17 protein-coding genes are annotated in these 16,816 nt (G+C 70.7%); 11 read left to right on the forward strand and 6 right to left on the reverse strand.

Annotation, left to right across the window (positions count from 1 at the left end; all coding sequences use genetic code 11):
• Positions 1-17: 17 nt before the first annotated feature.
• Positions 18-2,435, reverse strand: a complete 2,418-nt coding sequence (locus tag IEY88_RS12940) for a rhamnogalacturonan lyase (protein ID WP_229693410.1) — start codon at positions 2,433-2,435, stop codon at positions 18-20.
• Positions 2,436-2,661: 226 nt separating this feature from the next.
• Here IEY88_RS12940 and IEY88_RS12945 point away from each other — a divergent pair, with 226 nt between their 5' ends.
• Positions 2,662-3,504, forward strand: coding sequence for a DUF1963 domain-containing protein (locus IEY88_RS12945; RefSeq protein ID WP_189154935.1), 843 nt, complete (start codon positions 2,662-2,664; stop codon positions 3,502-3,504).
• A gap of 99 nt (positions 3,505-3,603) precedes the next feature.
• Here the strand turns inward: IEY88_RS12945 and IEY88_RS12950 are convergent, their stop codons facing one another.
• Positions 3,604-3,807, reverse strand: a complete 204-nt coding sequence (locus IEY88_RS12950) for a cold-shock protein (protein WP_189154936.1) — start codon at positions 3,805-3,807, stop codon at positions 3,604-3,606.
• A gap of 340 nt (positions 3,808-4,147) precedes the next feature.
• Here IEY88_RS12950 and IEY88_RS12955 point away from each other — a divergent pair, with 340 nt between their 5' ends.
• Positions 4,148-6,169 (forward strand): MGH1-like glycoside hydrolase domain-containing protein, encoded by a 2,022-nt coding sequence (locus IEY88_RS12955; RefSeq protein ID WP_189154937.1) that lies wholly within the window; start codon positions 4,148-4,150, stop codon positions 6,167-6,169.
• A gap of 6 nt (positions 6,170-6,175) precedes the next feature.
• On the opposite strand, the gene IEY88_RS12960 is transcribed toward IEY88_RS12955, so the two are convergent.
• Positions 6,176-6,541 carry a DsrE family protein gene (locus IEY88_RS12960; RefSeq protein ID WP_189154938.1) on the reverse strand — a complete coding sequence of 122 codons (366 nt, stop codon included), beginning with the start codon at positions 6,539-6,541 and terminating at the stop codon, positions 6,176-6,178.
• Between the two features lie 69 nt (positions 6,542-6,610).
• On the reverse strand, positions 6,611-8,167 hold the full coding sequence (locus IEY88_RS12965; RefSeq protein ID WP_229693325.1) for an HD domain-containing phosphohydrolase: 1,557 nt from the start codon (positions 8,165-8,167) through the stop codon (positions 6,611-6,613).
• 433 nt (positions 8,168-8,600) lie between these two features.
• Between IEY88_RS12965 and IEY88_RS12970 the strand changes: the two genes are divergently transcribed.
• Positions 8,601-9,212 carry a VldE C-terminal domain-containing protein gene (locus IEY88_RS12970; RefSeq protein WP_229693326.1) on the forward strand — a complete coding sequence of 204 codons (612 nt, stop codon included), beginning with the start codon at positions 8,601-8,603 and terminating at the stop codon, positions 9,210-9,212.
• Between the two features lie 12 nt (positions 9,213-9,224).
• On the opposite strand, the gene IEY88_RS12975 is transcribed toward IEY88_RS12970, so the two are convergent.
• A complete protein-coding gene (locus IEY88_RS12975) occupies positions 9,225-9,716 on the reverse strand; it encodes an SDR family NAD(P)-dependent oxidoreductase (protein WP_229693327.1) in 492 nt (163 codons plus the stop codon).
• Between the two features lie 28 nt (positions 9,717-9,744).
• Between IEY88_RS12975 and IEY88_RS44155 the strand changes: the two genes are divergently transcribed.
• From IEY88_RS44155 to IEY88_RS44160, 7 genes are all read left to right on the forward strand, one after another.
• Positions 9,745-9,951, forward strand: coding sequence for a hypothetical protein (locus IEY88_RS44155; RefSeq protein WP_229693328.1), 207 nt, complete (start codon positions 9,745-9,747; stop codon positions 9,949-9,951).
• A gap of 130 nt (positions 9,952-10,081) precedes the next feature.
• The gene (gene glgX / locus IEY88_RS12980; RefSeq protein ID WP_189154941.1) at positions 10,082-12,193 is read left to right on the forward strand and encodes a glycogen debranching protein GlgX; all 2,112 of its coding nucleotides are present in this window, start codon (positions 10,082-10,084) and stop codon (positions 12,191-12,193) included.
• Between the two features lie 105 nt (positions 12,194-12,298).
• Positions 12,299-13,021 (forward strand): GAF and ANTAR domain-containing protein, encoded by a 723-nt coding sequence (locus IEY88_RS12985; RefSeq protein ID WP_189154942.1) that lies wholly within the window; start codon positions 12,299-12,301, stop codon positions 13,019-13,021.
• 5 nt (positions 13,022-13,026) lie between these two features.
• Positions 13,027-14,496: a PP2C family protein-serine/threonine phosphatase gene (locus IEY88_RS12990; protein WP_189154943.1), complete on the forward strand. Its 1,470-nt coding sequence runs from the start codon at positions 13,027-13,029 to the stop codon at positions 14,494-14,496.
• A 170-nt stretch (positions 14,497-14,666) separates the two neighbouring features.
• Entirely contained in the window at positions 14,667-15,002 is a 336-nt protein-coding gene (locus IEY88_RS12995) for a hypothetical protein (RefSeq protein ID WP_189154944.1), read from the forward strand.
• Positions 15,003-15,478: 476 nt separating this feature from the next.
• Complete coding sequence (locus IEY88_RS45065) at positions 15,479-15,772, forward strand: DUF1990 domain-containing protein (RefSeq protein WP_373294093.1); 294 nt, start codon at positions 15,479-15,481, stop codon at positions 15,770-15,772.
• A gap of 62 nt (positions 15,773-15,834) precedes the next feature.
• On the forward strand, positions 15,835-16,002 hold the full coding sequence (locus IEY88_RS44160; RefSeq protein WP_308425973.1) for a hypothetical protein: 168 nt from the start codon (positions 15,835-15,837) through the stop codon (positions 16,000-16,002).
• Positions 16,003-16,015: 13 nt separating this feature from the next.
• Here IEY88_RS44160 and IEY88_RS13005 read toward each other — a convergent pair whose 3' ends face one another.
• Entirely contained in the window at positions 16,016-16,465 is a 450-nt protein-coding gene (locus IEY88_RS13005; RefSeq protein ID WP_189154946.1) for a DUF4383 domain-containing protein, read from the reverse strand.
• A gap of 155 nt (positions 16,466-16,620) precedes the next feature.
• Here IEY88_RS13005 and IEY88_RS13010 point away from each other — a divergent pair, with 155 nt between their 5' ends.
• Positions 16,621-16,815: a hypothetical protein gene (locus tag IEY88_RS13010; RefSeq protein ID WP_189154947.1), complete on the forward strand. Its 195-nt coding sequence runs from the start codon at positions 16,621-16,623 to the stop codon at positions 16,813-16,815.
• Position 16,816 lies beyond the last annotated feature (1 nt).

A 16,816-nucleotide genomic window follows, 5' to 3' on the forward strand; every position in this document is an offset into this window, starting at 1 on the left:
CGGCTAGCGGAGGCCGCTCATGATGGCGTCGACGATTCCCTGTGGCGTGACCGCGTGACTTCGTCGGCCGAACAGCCGACGGATACGCCGAACTTGGCTTGCCACCCACGCGGGCACGGCACGGCGGCGATGACGAGAACCTTCACCGGCGCGTCCCCTCGGGTAGCGGTGTTCTTCCTCGGTCGGGAGGGGAGGGGCACGCGCGACCAGTCGACGTCGGACGCCAGGTAGAAGCCCGGGTAGGACGGCTGGTTGTAGGCGGTCTGCTGGCGGGCCACCTCGACGCGGTACTGGCGGTCGTGCATCAGCGTGTACATCTTGCGGTTCGTGGGCTCCGTGCTGGTGTAGAACCGCAGGGCCGAGCTGTCCTGGGTGCGGACCACGAGCTCCTCGCGCCAGTCGCCGAAGACGTCGGCCACGAGCGACGGCGTGCCTTTGGTGCCGTTGTTGGTCCGGGTCCCGGTGGCGGTGAGCAGCGTGCCGCGCCTCCAGTCGTCGATGGTCGGCGTCACGTCCTGGGCGCCGTTCACGATCTGGGTGGTCATGTCGCCGGCCCAGCGGATGCTCGTGTTCGTTCCGGGGGAACGGGTGTCGAGCTGCCGTCCGTCCGCGCTCCGGATGCCGGCCGAGTCCGAACCGCCCGGCATCGACGCCCACGTCTCCAGACCGGGTACGTCGGGACGCACGTCGCCGACCATGCCGCGGCCGGTGTCCATGCCGGAGTACGCGCCGTAGACAACCTCGCCGGTCCGCGCGTCGCGCAGCGTGTAGCCGTACGGGGCGGAGCGCGCTCCCTCGTGCACCATGTAGGTCTCGAGGCCGGGACGGTTCGGGTCGATGTCGGTGACGTGCAGGGCGTCACCGTGACCGACCCGGACCGCCGCTCCCGGATCCGCGCTCCCGGGTGGCAGCACGCCGGTGGAGCTGTACAGCAGCGAGCCGTCGTGGTCGAGCGTCGCGCCGCCGTAGACGATCTCCTGCCTGCCGTCACCGTCCACGTCGGCGACGCTGAGCGAGTGCGCGCCCTGAGTCGTCATCTTGGCGTGGCTCGGGTTCGTGCCGTCACGGCCGTGCGGGCTGTCGCGGAACGGGTTCGTCATCGGCACCCAGCCGCTGTCGGCGAGCCAGCGCTTCGTGAGTCGCCGACCGTTCCAGTCGTACGCGGCGACCGCGGACCGGGTGTAGTAGCCGCGAGCGAAGATCGCGGACGGGCGTTTGCCGTCCAGGTGGGCAACTCCGGCCAGGAAGCGATCGACGCGGTTGCCCGGTTCGATCCGGCTCATCGCGTAGTCGCCCCACATCAGCCCGTCGTCGCCGCGACCCGGTTCGTAGCGCACCGTCTGGAGCTCGCGGCCGGTGGCGCCGTCGAACACCGTCAGGTACTCCGGTCCGCTCACGACGAAGCCGGCGAACTGACGCAGCTTGTTGTTGGCGCTGCGGCTCGGCGCGTAGACGTCCATGAAGTGGTCGGCCAGGGCAGCGGCGTCCTGTTGGGACAGCGGGTACGCGTACCGCGGCTCGATTCCCAGCGCCTGCTCGATGGTCGCGGGCCAGCGACCCGCGACGACCTCGGGATGCGCGTGCCAGGAGCGGAACATCCCGATGAGGTGATCGCGGTAGCCGTCGGGGCTCAGGCGGTGGTCGTCGGAATGCGAGTACCCCGCCCGCACGTCCTCGCGCGGCATCGTGACGTACCGGCTCCGGCCGTCGCGGCCGACGACCTTCGTGCCCGGCGCGGTCTTCGTCATCAGCTCCGCGCGCCCGTCCCCGTCGAAGTCGTGCACGAGGAACTGGGTGTAGTGCGCGCCCGCGCGGATGTTCACGCCGAGGTCGACGCGGTGCAGCAACGTCCCGTCGAACCGGTAGGTGTCGAGGTAGACCGGCCCGGTGTAGCCGACCTGCGAGACGTCCTTGGAGTTGCTGGGATCCCACTTCACGACGTACTCGTACTGCCCGTCGCCGTCCACGTCGCCCACGCTCACGTCGTTGGCCGAGTAGGTGTAGCTCTCGCCCGCGGGCGTCACGCCGTCCGCCGGCTTGCGCAACGGCAGATCGTGGTAGTGGTTCGTCCACGCCGTCACGGCCTTGCTACGCCCGAGCGTGACACCGTGGACGACCGGCGCGACCTGGTACCGCGCACCGGCGGTGGGGGACGGGTCGAGGTAGGTGGTGCTGTCCGTGACGGTCGCCAGGCGCTTTCCGTCGCGGTAGACCACGAAGTCCGGTCCGCGCAGACCGGTGGTGCCCGCGCCGGTGGCCTCCCGGCCGAGCAGGCGCCAGCTCAGGTGCACACCACCGGCCGTGGTGGACGCGACGAGCCCGCGGTCGAGGTGCTCGAGCGGTGCGGGGGAGGGCTGCCACGCCTGTGCGGTGGCAGGCAGCGGGCCGGTCAGGAGGGCGGCGGTCACCACCGCGAGCAGGACACCTCGTCGCATCACCACGCTGGTTACCATGAACCGTTCCCACCCGGCGCGCAAGTGTCAGATTTGTTGATGTACAAGGAGGAAAGCGTTTTCCCAGGGTGTTGGCGCAGTGACGGTCGAATCGACGCGGCGTTCGACGAGATTCGACATCTCGCAGGCGATCCGTTCGACTCGATCGAGGCGTCCGCGAAGGACTCCGTCGCGAGGGCCGTGATCGGGATCTGTGATCATGAGGCGCATGGATCTTCACGAGCAATTCCGGCGTTCCGCACTCGAACTGGGCGTCCCGGACGACGAGGTCGCGAGGTTCGGCCAGTTCCTCCGCTTCGCCATCTGGACGGGCAGCGAGCCCCACGGCTCCCCGGTCGGCCGCCGCGGTGGGCGGCCACTCCACGGGGACGCGGAACGGCTGTTAGCCGGAGCGGGGACGTTGCCGTTCGTGGCGTCGTTCGACTGCGCGGCGCTGCCGGGGATCGACGACCTCGCGCTGCCGAAGGACGGCTCGCTGCTCTTCTTCCTCGACCACGAGGAGGCGGTGGAGGCCGACTCCGCCGAGGACGCGCAGAGGTTCGCGCGAGTGGTGCACGTGCCGGCCGACTCGGGTGCCGTGTCCGTCGACGGGGGCCATGACCTCTTCGCCCGAGTCCGGCCGGAACTGCCCCACTGGCTCGGCATGGACGAGCAGGCCCTGTCCGGCTACCAGCAGCACCAGGCGCGGGATCTACCGCACCGGCACGAGCTCGTCGCCCTGGTCGGCAGCCTCTGGCCGAAGGGTCAGCAGGCCGAGATCCGCATCGGCGGCTACTCCGGGCACACCGGGGGCCTCTCCGGCAAGAACGTCCACGCGACCCCGGAGGCCGGGATGGCCTGGGAGAACATCAAGGACCGGAAGGCCGGCACGACGCCGGACGAGATGATGTTCGCCATGGAGGAGGAACTCGACCGCGTGATGCGGGAGTGGGTGCCGCTCGCCCAGTTCAGGGCGGACGAACTCCACGTCGGACGCTTCCTGGTCCGCCACGACGACCTCGCCGCCCTCCGGCTGGACGAGGTCCTCACCGTCACGGAGTTCCTCGAATAGCCACCACCGAACAGCACAGAGCCCGGCTGGATGATCCATCCGGCCGGGCTCTGGTGCAGTCCGCGCGCATGCCGTCGGTGGTCCGACGGCGGCAGGGGACTAGGCGGGAACGATGTTCTCCGCCTGCGGGCCCTTCTGGCCCTGCGTGATGTCGAAGGAGACCTTCTGGCCCTCCTGGAGCTCACGGAAGCCCTGCGCGACGATGTTCGAGTAGTGGGCGAAGACGTCGGCGCCGCCACCGTCCTGCTCGATGAAGCCGAATCCCTTTTCGGCGTTGAACCACTTGACGGTTCCGGTGGCCATGGTGCACTCCAAGCATGAATGTGGCGCCCGCACTGTGCGGGAGCCGGGGTGATCTGCCCTGGTCGGAGACGGTGAACAGCAAAATGCCCGTGACTGTGGTCACGGGCGACCGTACGTCCAAACCATTCCAGATGCCATCAGGTTACACCCTCCGCGTCGATCGCGCAGGAGGGGATGTCGATCAGGGGCCGATGAGTGTCGATCCCCTGCGGCGTGACGCCTGTGCCGGGCTCTGACAGAAGCGGACAGGAACCTCCGCGATCCGGTGTGTGGGAGCGCTTTCATGGTTCGCTGCCCTTGCGGCTCCGGTCGGGTCCGGGTGCCGGGAAAGGTGCACCGGATGAGCTCCCGGCGGGCGGTCGGTCGTGTCCTCGTGGCCCTGATGACGATGTGCGGCGTGGTCACCGGTGCCGCACCCGCGACAGCGGCCACCACACCCTCGCTCACCTTCACCAACCCGCGAAGTCAGGCGCTGTACGGCTCCGCCTACACGGCCGCGCTGGACAATCTGCTGCGCGTCAACACGGTGGGCTACGACGAACGCCACAACAGGAGCGGTCTGCTGGACCCGGCCGTCGGCATCGTCCGCGCGGGCGGCGGCTACGAGCAGCCGTGGACGCGGGACGCGTCGATCAACAGCTGGAACGCGGCCAGTCTGTTGTCCCCGGCACTGGCGAGGAACACGCTGTGGGCCGTCGTCGACAAGGACACCGCCGGCGCCCTGCGGGTGCAGCAGGACGACCAGCAGTGGGACCAGGTCATCTGGCTCACCGCCGCGTGGCACCACTACCTCGTCACCGGCGACCGGGAGTTCCTCGGCGACGCCTACCGCACCGCCAGGAACACCCTGACGATCAGGGAGAACGCGACCACGGCCGGCTTCAACCCCGCCTACGGCCTGTTCACCGGCGCGTCCTTCTTCAACGACGGCATCGCCGGCTACCCCGCGCCTCCCGCCGACGCGACCGAGTCGGTCAGCACCGGCAGCATGCCGTGGCCGGGCATCGCGAGCGGGATGTACCTGAGCACCAACGAGGTCTACTACGCCGCCTACGTCAACGCCGCCAACATGGCCGAGCGCCTGGGACAACCGCAGGAGGCCGCCGGCCACCGGGCGAAGGCCGCCGCGCTGAAGACCGCGATCAACCGGTACTTCTGGAACCCGGCGACCGGCCTGTACAACTACCAGCTGCTCGCCGACGGCACGCCCGGCGCCCACCAGGAAGGCACCGGGCTCGCGTTCGCGATCCTCTTCGGCATCGCGGACCCCGCTCAGGCGCGGTCGATCCTCCAGAACGCCCGCGGGATGACCTGGGGCATGCCCGACACGTTCCCGCACTGGGACCGCTACTCCGAGGCGCAGCCCGGCCGGCACAACGCGATCGTGTGGCCGCTCGTGCAGGGCCTGTGGGCCAAGGCGGCGGCGCGGCAGGGCGACCAGAACCGCTTGGCCGCGGAGACGGCGCGCCTCGCGAAGCTCGCGAACAACAACAGCGGCTTCTGGGAGATCTACAACGGCACCACCGGCGTCGTCGACGGCGGTTTCCAGCGACTGGGCGACACGGTGAAGTTCCACTGGGGTTCCGAACCCGACCAGACCTGGTCGGCCACGGCGTTCCTCGACATGGTCCACACCGGACTCTTCGGGCTCGGGTACACCGACCGGGGGCTGACGTTCGCGCCGAACCTGCCGGCGGGCTGGGGCGACGTCACCCTGCGCGACGTGCGCTACCGCGGCGCCGACCTGACGATCGCGCTGCGCGGGGCGGGCAGCACGGTCCGCTCGGTCACCGTCGACGGCCGCCCGTCCCGCGCCGAGATCCCCGCGACGCTCACAGGCGCGCACACCGTCGAGATCACGATGACGGGAGCGACCGGCGGCGACCGGGACGGCGACGGCGTGACCGACGCGCGGGACCGCTGCGCAGACACCGCGGGCACGGTCTCCGGCTGCCCCGCCCCCGGCCGCCTGGAGGCCGAGGACGCGCGCAACACCGGCGGCGTGAAGACCAACGTGAACCACACCGGCTACTCCGGCCGGGCGTTCGTCGACGGACTCTGGGCGCAGGGCGCCGCGTCGTCGTTCACACTGCACCGCGCGTCGGCGGCACCAGGCTCGGGCGCGCTCACCCTGCGGTACGCGAACGCCCACGACGACGCGCGCACGATGACGTTGTCGGTGGACGGGCGTGCCGTGCGCCAGGTCAGCTTCCCGAAGGTCTCCGACAGCTGGGACGCCTGGGGCACGGTGACCTTCGACGACGTCCCGCTGAGCGGCCGCGACCCGGTGGTCACGCTGTCCTACGGCGCGGGTGACACCGGGGCGGTCAACCTCGACTGGCTCGGCTACGGCGGACCGTGACCGGTCTCAGTAGCTGAACGTGGTCGCGGGCTCGTCGCCGATCCACTTCCACATCGGGATCGTGCCGTTGATCTCCGCGCCCGGAATCAGCGCGTCGGCGTCGAGCTGCTTCGCGTTGAAGCAGAGCGGGCAGACGAAGTACCGGCCGCCCGCCGCCTCGTAGCGCTGGAGCAGGTCCGCGAGCGGCGGGCAGCCCTCGCACGCGGTGCCCTTGGCGGTGCCGATCAGCGAGAGGCGCACCGCCTCCTTGGACAGGAACATCAGCGTCTCCCGCCCGGTCTCGGCGGCGCCGATCGCCACGAGGAACGCGACGGTCACCTTCTCGGCGTCCTCGAGACCGGTGCAGAGGCTGATGACGGCTTTGTTCGGCATGATCTGCTCCTTATTCGTCGGGAACAGGACGTTAGGAGCGGGCCGGGGCCGTGTCGTCGGGCGTTCTCCCTACAGATCGAGCGGGTCGAGCAGGCCGTTGCGCAGCGCGAACAACGTCGCGGTCGCGCGGGACGACGCCCCGGTCTTCGTGTAGATCCGCTCGATGTGCGAGCCCGCCGTCTTGCGCGAGATCCTCAGCCTTTCCGCGACCTCGCCGGTCCGCGCGCCGCGGGAGATGAGGACCAGCACCTCGACCTCGCGCGGCGTGAGCCCGGCCGGACCCGTCACGCGCCGCCTGCTGCCGTTGCCCGCGGCGGCGAGGACGGCCTCGGCCGCGTCGCCGTCGAGCGCGCCGCCCCTGATCGCGTCCCGGACCAGGTCGACGGCCTGCTTGGTGCTCAGCGCCGCCCGGTGCGCCCTCGGCTCGAGCATCGCCCGGTAGGCGCACGCCGCGGCCAGGAGCCGCCCTGTCATCGGCACGGACGCCCCGGACAGGCCGCGGTGGTACCCACTGCCGTCCATGCGCTCGTGGGCCGTCGCCGCGATGGCACCCAGCCTGGCGAGCGCCGCAGGCCGGGCCAGGACGCGCTCGGTGTAGTACGAGCTGAGCCGCACGCGCTCCCGGTCGGTGGCCGACAGCGGTCCGGCCTGGTCCAGGACCGTCACCGGTACGCCGTGCAGCCCGATGTCGTGCAACAACCCCGCACGCCGCGTGGCGACGACGTCACCGGCCGGGAGCCCCATCGACCCGGCCGCCGCGGCGGCGAGCTCCGCGACACCGCGGGAGTGCCCGGCCCGCGAGGCGCAACGCAGGTCGGTGAAGTCGGCGAACGCCTCCAGCGCCGCGTCCAGCTCACCCCCGGTCAGCGGACGGCGCAGCCGCGGGTCCGCCGAGAGCGGGTCGATCCCGGTGCCGGCCTCGGCCAGCACCTCGGGCGCGTGCGCGAGGAACGCGTCCACCACGCCGGGCGCGAACTGGCGGCCACGCCGTGCGCGGGCGACCTCGAGCGCGTCCTCGATCCCGCCGGTCCGATACCGGACCTCGACGACGTCGGCCAAGTGCAGCAGGCGCACGGCCGGCGCGATGTCGTCGCCACCCACCCCGTTCGGCACACCGCGCCCGTCCCAGCGGGTGAAGAACTGCCGCAGCGCCGTCACCACGTCCTGCCCGAGCCCGAGCCGCTCCGCCAGCGTCGAGGTCGTGACGCAGTGGGACTGCATGCCCCGCACGACGTTCTGGCCGCCGGTCCGCACCAGCGTCGTCGCCACCCGCAACCGGTGCCACATCGGCCCGCCACGCCCGGCACGCCGCAGGAAGAAGCCCATCCCGGCCAGCCCGGCGAGGTCGGCCGTGTAGCTGTCCGCGCGGAACGCGATGTCGTCCCCGAACGACGCGGCCACCTCGGGGGAGTCGGCGACGCAGCCGACCCAGGCCAGCATCGAGACGTGGAACAGGGAGCGCCGCTGCTCCTCAGGCACGTCCACGTGCTGCGCGAGCCGTTCCGCGATCCGCCACGACCGGAGCACGTGCTCCATCGGCTGACCCAGCCCGAGGTCGGTGGCCAGCGAGAACGCGGCCAGCAGTTCGGCCAGGTCGATCCCCGCGTCTCGGTCGGCAGGCTCCACCCGCGAAGCGTAGCCCCGCGCCGTGGCCCGGCTCGGGTCTCGCGTGGGTGGCGGGCTGACTCCGCGATTTCTGGGGACGGTGATGGGCCGGCACGGGGTGCGGGGGCTTGGTGGTCTCGGGAGGTGATCGGCCGACGCGTGTGCGGCGCTTCAGGGCCGCAGGGCGGTCATTCCGCCGAATTCACGAATATTTGTCCCCGATCGACCCCGGCGAGGCCGGGCCGGTGACCTCGGCGGACGTGGAGACCTCACCTTGTGTAGCGGCTCGCTCACCAGCAGAGATGTGACCATGAACACTCGCCTGTGACGTTCCCGTGTTCATTTCGTAATGTGGCGGCCCGTGTGAGCATGCCCTGTCCCCAACGCAAGGTGTTCCCGAATGCCGGGCCGACATAGAACCGAGCAGACAGCCAGTCGAAAGCTGCCCATCGCGGTGGCCGCCACCCTGACCGTGGGCCTGGTCGCGACCTTCTGGGTCGTCCGAACCACCGACCAGCAGGTCGATCCCACCGGAGCGGCCGCCCAACTGGTCGCCCCGTCGACCTCCGCCAGCCAGGACCCGTCGTCCGCCGCGCCGTCGTCGTCGGCCAGCACGCCGCCGTCCTCGCAGCCTCCGGTGACCACGACGGTCCCCACGACCACTCCACCGCCACCGCCACCTCCGCCGCCACCACCGCCGCCGCCGCCGCCCTGTCCGACCACTTTGGACGGAGTGAAGCCGCACGTGGCACAGGTGGGTCACCACATCGCGGGCAAGTTCGGCGTCGACGACATCGGCGGCGCGGCCGGCCGTGGCGGCTCCGGCGACCACCCCACCGGTCTGGCGCTGGACTTCATGGTCGACACCGCCACCGGCAACCCCCTGGCCGACTACGTGCTGGCCAACCGCAAGGCGTTCGGGGTCACCTACGTGATCTGGCGCCAGCGCTACAACGACGGCAGCGGCTGGTCGGTGATGGAGGACCGGGGTAGTCCCACGGCCAACCACATGGACCACGTGCACGTATCGTTCCAGGCGAACGCGACCGTCAAGGTCTCCTGCTGACCCGCTCGCTCCTCATGCGTTTCGCCGGGAGTCAGGCAGCGCTGATCGCGGTCTGACGGCGGGCCATCCAGCCCATGAGCCGGACCATCTTGCGGCGCAGCAGGAGCTTGCCGAGGACGGCGAGCGGCCGGCCGTTGGTGATGACCGACGGGGAGCGGACCGGCGGTCGAGCGTGTCGAGGGCGATCTTCACGACCTGCGTGGGGGTCGCCCTTTTCGTGCCATAGTCGGCGGACTGGCTGCCGGCGACGTCGTAGAACTCGGTGCTGGTGGCGCCGGGGCACACCGCGAGGACGCGCAGGCGGGTGCCGCGGGTCTCCTCCCACAGTGATTCGGTGAAGCTGAGGACGAAGGCCTTGGTGGCGCCGTAGACGCTGAGGTACGGCGTCGGCTGGAAGCCCAGCAGGCTCGCGACGTTGACCAGGATGCCGGAGTCGGTGCGGCTCAGCGGGTCGATGTAGGCGCGGCTGAGGTCGACCAGCGCGCTGACGTTGAGCGCGATCATGCTCTGCAGGCGGTCGGGGTCCTCTTCGGTGAAGCAGGCTCGCTGGCAGGACCTGTTCGCCCCGCTGATCGAGCCACGACTGCCCGCTTCCGGCCACCGCACACTGCAGGCCCGCGCGATCGCGGCCGCGGCGATCGTGTGCCTGCACGCGGCCAACGAGGAGTGGGTGCGCCTGGGCGGACAGGCCGACATGCTCGACCTCTACGACACCGCCGTGCAGGCGATCCGCCGGTGAAGCGGGTCCGCGGCTCACACCAGAGCCACCGCGGCGGCGACGACGGCAGGGGCGGCGCTGGGGCGTCCGTGCCCGCGGTGACCATGAGCACAACCCGGTTGAAACCAGCCGATCTGGGCATACCTCGCCCGTGAAAGCCTGGCCTGGAACCTCCTACCCCCTCGGCGCCACCTACGACGGCGTCGGCACCAACTTCGCGTTGTTCTCGGAGGTCGCCGACCGCGTCGAGCTGTGCCTGTTCGACGACGACGGCCACGAGACGCGTGTCCAGCTCTCCGAGGTGAACGGTTTCGTCCACCACGGGTACCTGCACGGCGTCGGGCCGGGACAGCGGTACGGCTACCGCGTGCACGGGCCGTACGACCCCGCGCGCGGCCTGCGGTGCAACCCGAACAAGCTGCTGATCGACCCGTACGCGAAGGCGATCAGCGACGGGCTCGAGTGGGACGAGTCGCTGTTCGGCTACCGGTTCGGGTCGCCGGAGGAGCGCAACGACGACGACTCCGCGCCGTACATCCCGAAGTCGGTGGTGGTCAGCCCGTTCTTCGACTGGGCGGACGACAGGCTGCCCAAGACGCCGTACCACCAGAGCGTCATCTACGAGGCGCACGTCCGCGGGCTCACCATCGCCCACCCGGAGATCCCGGAGCGGCTGCGGGGCACCTACGCGGGTCTCGCGCACCCGGCGATGATCGACCACCTCACCGGGCTCGGGATCACGGCGGTCGAACTGATGCCGGTGCACCAGTTCGTCAGCGACCACACCCTGCAGGAGAAGGGGCTCTCCAACTACTGGGGCTACAACACGATCGGCTTCTTCGCCCCGCACGACGCCTACGCCTCGCTGGCCGGTTCCGGCAACCAGGTGCAGGAGTTCAAGGGCATGGTCAAGGCCCTGCACGCCGCAGGGATCGAGGTCATCCTCGACGTGGTCTACAACCACACGGCGGAGGGCAACCACCTCGGGCCGACGTTGTCGATGCGCGGTATCGACAACGAGTCGTACTACCGGCTCGAGGACGAGAACCCGCAGTACTACACGGACTACACGGGTACGGGCAACTCGTTGAACGTGCGGTCGCCGCACACGTTGCAGCTGATCATGGACTCGTTGCGGTACTGGGTCACCGAGATGCACGTGGACGGTTTCCGGTTCGACCTGGCGGCGACGCTGGCGCGGGAGTTCTACGACGTGGACCGGCTGGCGACGTTCTTCGAGGTCGTGCAGCAGGACCCGGTGGTGTCGCAGGTCAAGCTGATCGCGGAGCCGTGGGACGTCGGTCCCGGTGGCTACCAGGTCGGCAACTTCCCTCCACTGTGGACGGAGTGGAACGGCAAGTACCGCGACACCGTGCGCGACTTCTGGCGCGGCGAGCCGGCGACGCTCGGCGAGTTCGCCTCCCGCTTCACCGGCAGCAGCGACCTCTACCAGAACGACGGGCGCCGCCCGTACGCGTCGATCAACTTCGTGACGGCGCACGACGGCTTCACGCTCAACGACCTGGTGTCGTACAACGAGAAGCACAACGAGGCCAACGGCGAGGACAACCAGGACGGCGAGAGCCACAACCGGTCCTGGAACTGCGGTGCGGAAGGGCCGACGGACGATCCCGGGGTCCTGGAGCTGCGGGCACGGCAGCGGCGCAACCTGATCGCCACCCTGTTGCTGTCGCAGGGAGTGCCGATGATCCTGCACGGCGACGAGTTCGGCCGCACCCAGCACGGCAACAACAACGTGTACTGCCAGGACAGCGACATCGCGTGGGTCGACTGGTCGCTGCTGGGCGAGAACGCCGAGCTGGTCGAGTTCACCTCGGGGCTCACGGCGCTGCGCAAGGCGCACCCGGTGTTCCGGCGCAAGCGGTTCTTCGTCGGGCGGCCGATCCGCAAGGCCGACGAGCTGCGCGACATCGCGTGGTTCACGCCGTCGGGCGACGAGATGACCGACGAGAACTGGGAGGACGACTTCGGCAGGTCGATCGTCATCTTCCTCAACGGCGACGGCATCCCCGACCTCGACGAGCGCGGCCAGCGGGTGTCCGACGACTCGTTCCTGATCGCGTTCAACGCCCACCACGAGGACATCGAGGTGACGCTGCCCGATGCGACCTACGGTGCGGAGTGGGTGGTCGTGGCCGACACCGCGACCGGCGAGGTCGGGGAGGCGGAGAAGCCGATCACCGCGTGCGGCCAGCTGCTCCTGGCGGCGCGGTCTCTGGTCGTGCTGCGCCGCGTGAACTGACGCCGGGACCACCGGTCGGTCGTCGGCGCGTGGCCGCTCACCGAGGAGCGCCTCGGCCAGTACCTGCGCGTCGTTTGCGGCGGTGTTCGCGGGGAAGTCAGGCACATGGACCACGACCTGCCGCTCGCCGACGAGCTCGCGGCCGTGTCCGCGCGGATGTCGGGCCTGCTGCTGTCCCGGGAGACGGTCCACACGGCGTTGAGCCTGGTGACGTCGCTGGCGGGGGAAGCACTGCCCGGCGCCGCGGGCGCGGGTGTGACGCTGCTCGACGAGCACGGCCGAAGGGTGACCGCGGCGGCCACCGACCCGCTCGTGCTGGGGCTGGACGAGCTCCAGTACGAGCTGGGCGAGGGCCCGTGCCTGAGCGCGTGGGAACAGCGGCGGGTGCTGCGCGTCGACGACTTCGCCGGGGAACCGCGCTGGCCGCGCTGGGCGGGGGCCGCGCTCGGATCGGGGATGCGGGCGGCGTTGAGCGCGCCGCTGGTGGCCGGGGGCGACGCGCTCGGTGCGATCAAGGTGTACGGCCGCAAGCCCTCCACGTTCGGGGAACGCGACGAGTACCTGCTCACGATGTTCGCCGCGCAGGCGGCGATCCTGGTCGCCAACGTGCGCTCGTTCGAGAACGCGCGCAGGCTCAGCGACGCGCTCGCCGAGCAGTTGCGCGGCCGGGACGTGATCAGCATGGCCAAGGGGATCCTCATGGCGCGTGAGCACGTCGACGAGGGAACCGCGTTCGCCTTGCTCGCGCGTGACTCCCTGGACGAGAACAAGAGGCTGCGCGACCTGGCCGCGGTGCTGGTGCGGTCGACCGCCCGCCGGGATCGTTGACCGCCATGTCCTACGACCAGCAGTCGGCGGGGCAGGACGAGCAGCTCCGGGCGTTCTCGCTCGCCCTCGCCCGCTCCGGCCTGACCGCGCAGGACCTGTGGACGCGGTACTTCGCCCTGGGCGGGAACAGCGGCCTGATCGAGGTCGAGGCCTACCTGCACGGACTGATGCCGCTACCACCGTCGCAGCGCGACGTCCTGGCGCACGCGATCAACGAGCGACTCGACGAGCTCACCTGGCCGCACCGCGTCCCCTACACGTTCCGCCCGCCCGCGAGCAGTCCGCGCACCGGCTCCCTGGCGGCACTGGTCAGGTTGCTCGACGGCATGCACCAGGCGCCCCCGGAACGCCTGCCGCTCGTCGCGGCGACCGCGGGCAGGGCGCTGGGCCTGGAGATCACGATCTACCTCGTCGACTACGAGCAGGGCGTGCTGCACCCGTTGAGCGATCGGCCGGACCAGGGCCTCGTGCCGCTCGGGGTGGACTCCACGCTGCCCGGCAGGGCGTTCCGGATGATCGAGACGGTGTTCTCCGGCGCCGACGGACGGCCTCGGCTGTGGGTGCCGCTGCTCGACGGCGTCGAACGGCTCGGCGTGCTCGGCGTGACCCTGCCGGAGGGAACGGACCCGCACGACGCCGGCCTGCGCGAGCGGTGCCGGTGGCTGTCCGCCCTCATCGGTCACCTCGTCACCATCACCACCCACTACGGCGACGGCCTGGACGTCCTGCGCCTGAACAGGCCGAGGACCCCGGCCGCCGACCTGATCTGGCAGCTGCTGCCACCGCTCACCGCCGCGACGGACTGCTTCGCCATCGCCGGGGTCCTGGAACCCTGCTACGAGGTCGGCGGTGACGCCTTCGACTACGCCCTGTCGGAGACCACGGCGTTCCTGGCGATCTTCGACGCCGTCGGGCACACGATGCGCAGCGGGTTTGTGGCCGCTGCGGCACTGGCCGCCTGCCGCAGCAGCCGCCGCGCGGGGCACGGCCTGTACGAGCAGGCCAGGGCCATGGACGAGACGATCGCGGGCGAGTTCCCGCGCGGCGCGTTCGCCACCGGCGTCCTGGCCGAGCTGGACCTGCTCAGCGGTCGCCTGCGCTACGTCAACGCCGGCCATCCGCCGCCTCTGCTGATGCGGTCGGGCAAGGTCGTCAAGCAGCTGACGGGCGGTCGCAGGCTGCCGTTCGGGCTGGGCACCGGTGAGCTGACCATCGCCGAGGAGCCGCTGCAGTCCGACGACTGGCTCTTCCTGCACACCGACGGCGTCACGGAGGCGCGCGACGCCAACGGGGAGTTCTTCGGCGAGACGCGGCTGACGGACTTCCTCGAGCGGGAGGCCGCGGCCGCGCACCCGCCGCCGGAGACCACGCGCCGATTGGCCAAGGCCGTGCTGGCACACCAGAACGGCGTCCTGCAGGACGACGCGACCGTTCTGCTGGCCCGGTGGATCAAGCGCGGCGAACTGGCCCCGTGAGAAGACACGGGCGGCCGCGCACCGCCGGTACGGTGTGAAGCTGCGTCGCAGCCGTTGGTGCGCATGCCCGACGGCCCAGGCGCGACCGTGACCCCTGCGCGACGAGCCACCAGGATGAAGAGGCTGCCAGGTGCTTGTGCCGTCGTCGTCACAAGGGAAACCATGTGCTCATGGCGTCTGAGAAGCGGGCGTGGGAGTTGGCGGAACGCATCCGGCTGCTGGAGTCGCGCCGAGCCGAGTTGCGCACGCACGCCGGCAGGGCGTCGACCGCCTGCCAGGTGGAGACCGCGGCGGCCGCGCTGGCCCTGGCCCGGCGCCACGCCGCGGAAGCACGGGAGAGGCTGCGCCGGAGCTTCGCCAACGCCGCCACCGCCCACGAACGAGCCGCGGAGGCGCACACGCGGGCGGCGGCGCTGGGTGGCCGCGGCGCCGCGGGACACCTCGCCGCAGCCCGCCGGCACCGGGCCGACGCGCAGGAGGACCGCACGCGGGCCGCCGAGATGTGACGCCACCGCTGGTTTCACCGCCTCGCGGTGGGCAACTCCGCCGCAATGGCCGCCCTGCGCGCCCCATTGCCGTCAAGACCCAGGAGTGGTCGTGCGAGTGATTCCGTCCGGTCGGGTGGACGTCAGGTCGATGCTGCACGGGTTGCGCGAGAAGGGGTTCAACTACTCGCCGGACGAGGTCAAGCGGCCCGCGTGGACGTTCGACGTGCATCGGCACGAACTGGGAACCGAAGCCGTGGGACCGCCGGAGGAGAACGGGCTGTGGCACCGCGCGCGAACCCTGGTGGCGAACTACGAGTTCACCCCGCCGGAGATCATCCGCGGCTTCTACGAGGCCGGTACCGAGCTGATGGGACGCGACATCCTCTTGCAGGCCCGGTTGCCCGGTCTCCGGTTCCTGATGGGGGTGCGCGTGACGCAGGTGCTCGACGAGTCCTCCGCCGGCCGCACCCCGGTGGGGCTGGAGCTACGAGACGCTGGAAGGCCACCTCGAACGCGGCAGGGTCGACTACGAACTGGTCAAGACCCACGACACCGGTGCCGTGGAGTTCTTCGCCCGCAGCTACTCCCAGCTGCACCCGCTCGCGCCGTGGTGGATGAAGCGGGGATGGCGCTGGTTCGGCCGCCGCACGCAGCTGCGCTTCTACCGCCGTGCCGGGCAACGGTTGCGGCTGCTCACCGGCGACGCCCACGGTCCGGTGGTGGTCGTGCCCAGCGCCACCGAGCACGCCGGCCGCTGGAGCCTCTCGCTGCCGGATCCGCTGCGGTGAGGTTGGCGGCTCGATCGCCGGATAGCCGAGCGCGAGGCCGGCCACCGAGGAGACGAGCTGTCGTGAGAGTTGTGATCACCGGAGCGTCGGGCAACGTCGGGACCGGCGTGCTGCGGGCATTGGCCGCGGACACCGAAGACCACGAGGTGCTGGGCATCTGCCGCCGCCCACCGCCCTCGGTGTGGCGCGTGAATGACAGCGCACCGCCAGCGCGGCCGCGCTGGCGGTGATCACCGGTGAGCTCTACACCCGGCGCCCGCGAGCCCCGGCGCCGCGGCCGAGGGCGAGCCCGAGGCCCACCATGCCGACACCGAGCAGCAGGTGCAGCCAGTTGTCGGCGGTGTTGAGGGGCACGAAGTTGGCGGCGCTGTCGTGGTCGATCAACAGGCCGTACAGCCACAACAACAGGTAGACGACGCCGCCACCGATGAGGTACCAGTAGGCGCCGTGTGCCGTGCGGGACATCAGGAACCCGGCGACACCGAACCCCAGGTGCACGATGTTGTGCAGGATCGACACCATGAACACGCCGAGCAGCATGGCCTGCGACTCGTGGCCGGCGAACATCATGGTGTCGTAGTTGGTCGTGACGCCCGGGATGAATCCGGCGACGCCGACTAGCGCGAACACGATGCTGACGGCCAGCGCGGCCTTCTGCACGGGCGTCCGCACCTCGACTCCGGTTCGGGACATGACCACTCCAAAGGAGAGCAGGAAATCTCTTCGGTCGAGCCCGGCTACCCGCGTTCTGCCCGCACAAACGGAGCCGGGCCCGCCCAGGGCGGCGGTCTCTCGACCAGGCCGCTCCTGCCACGTTCGCCGGGGCTGATCCGGGGTAGCCGACCGGCATGAGCACGGAACGCCAGGACTCCGAGCAGGCCTACGACGACGAGAGCCGCACCTCGCTGGAGGAGGCGGGCGCGGACGACGCGGACACCGTTCCCGGCCGGAGCGGGTCCGGCTCCGTGCACCCCGAACCGAACCCGACGGGCAACGTCGGCATCTCCGACTACTCGGCCGCCGACGACCCGGACCAGGGCTGAG

It is taken from the genome of Lentzea pudingi (assembly GCF_014646255.1).
GTDB classification, from domain to species: Bacteria; Actinomycetota; Actinomycetes; order Mycobacteriales; family Pseudonocardiaceae; genus Lentzea; species Lentzea pudingi.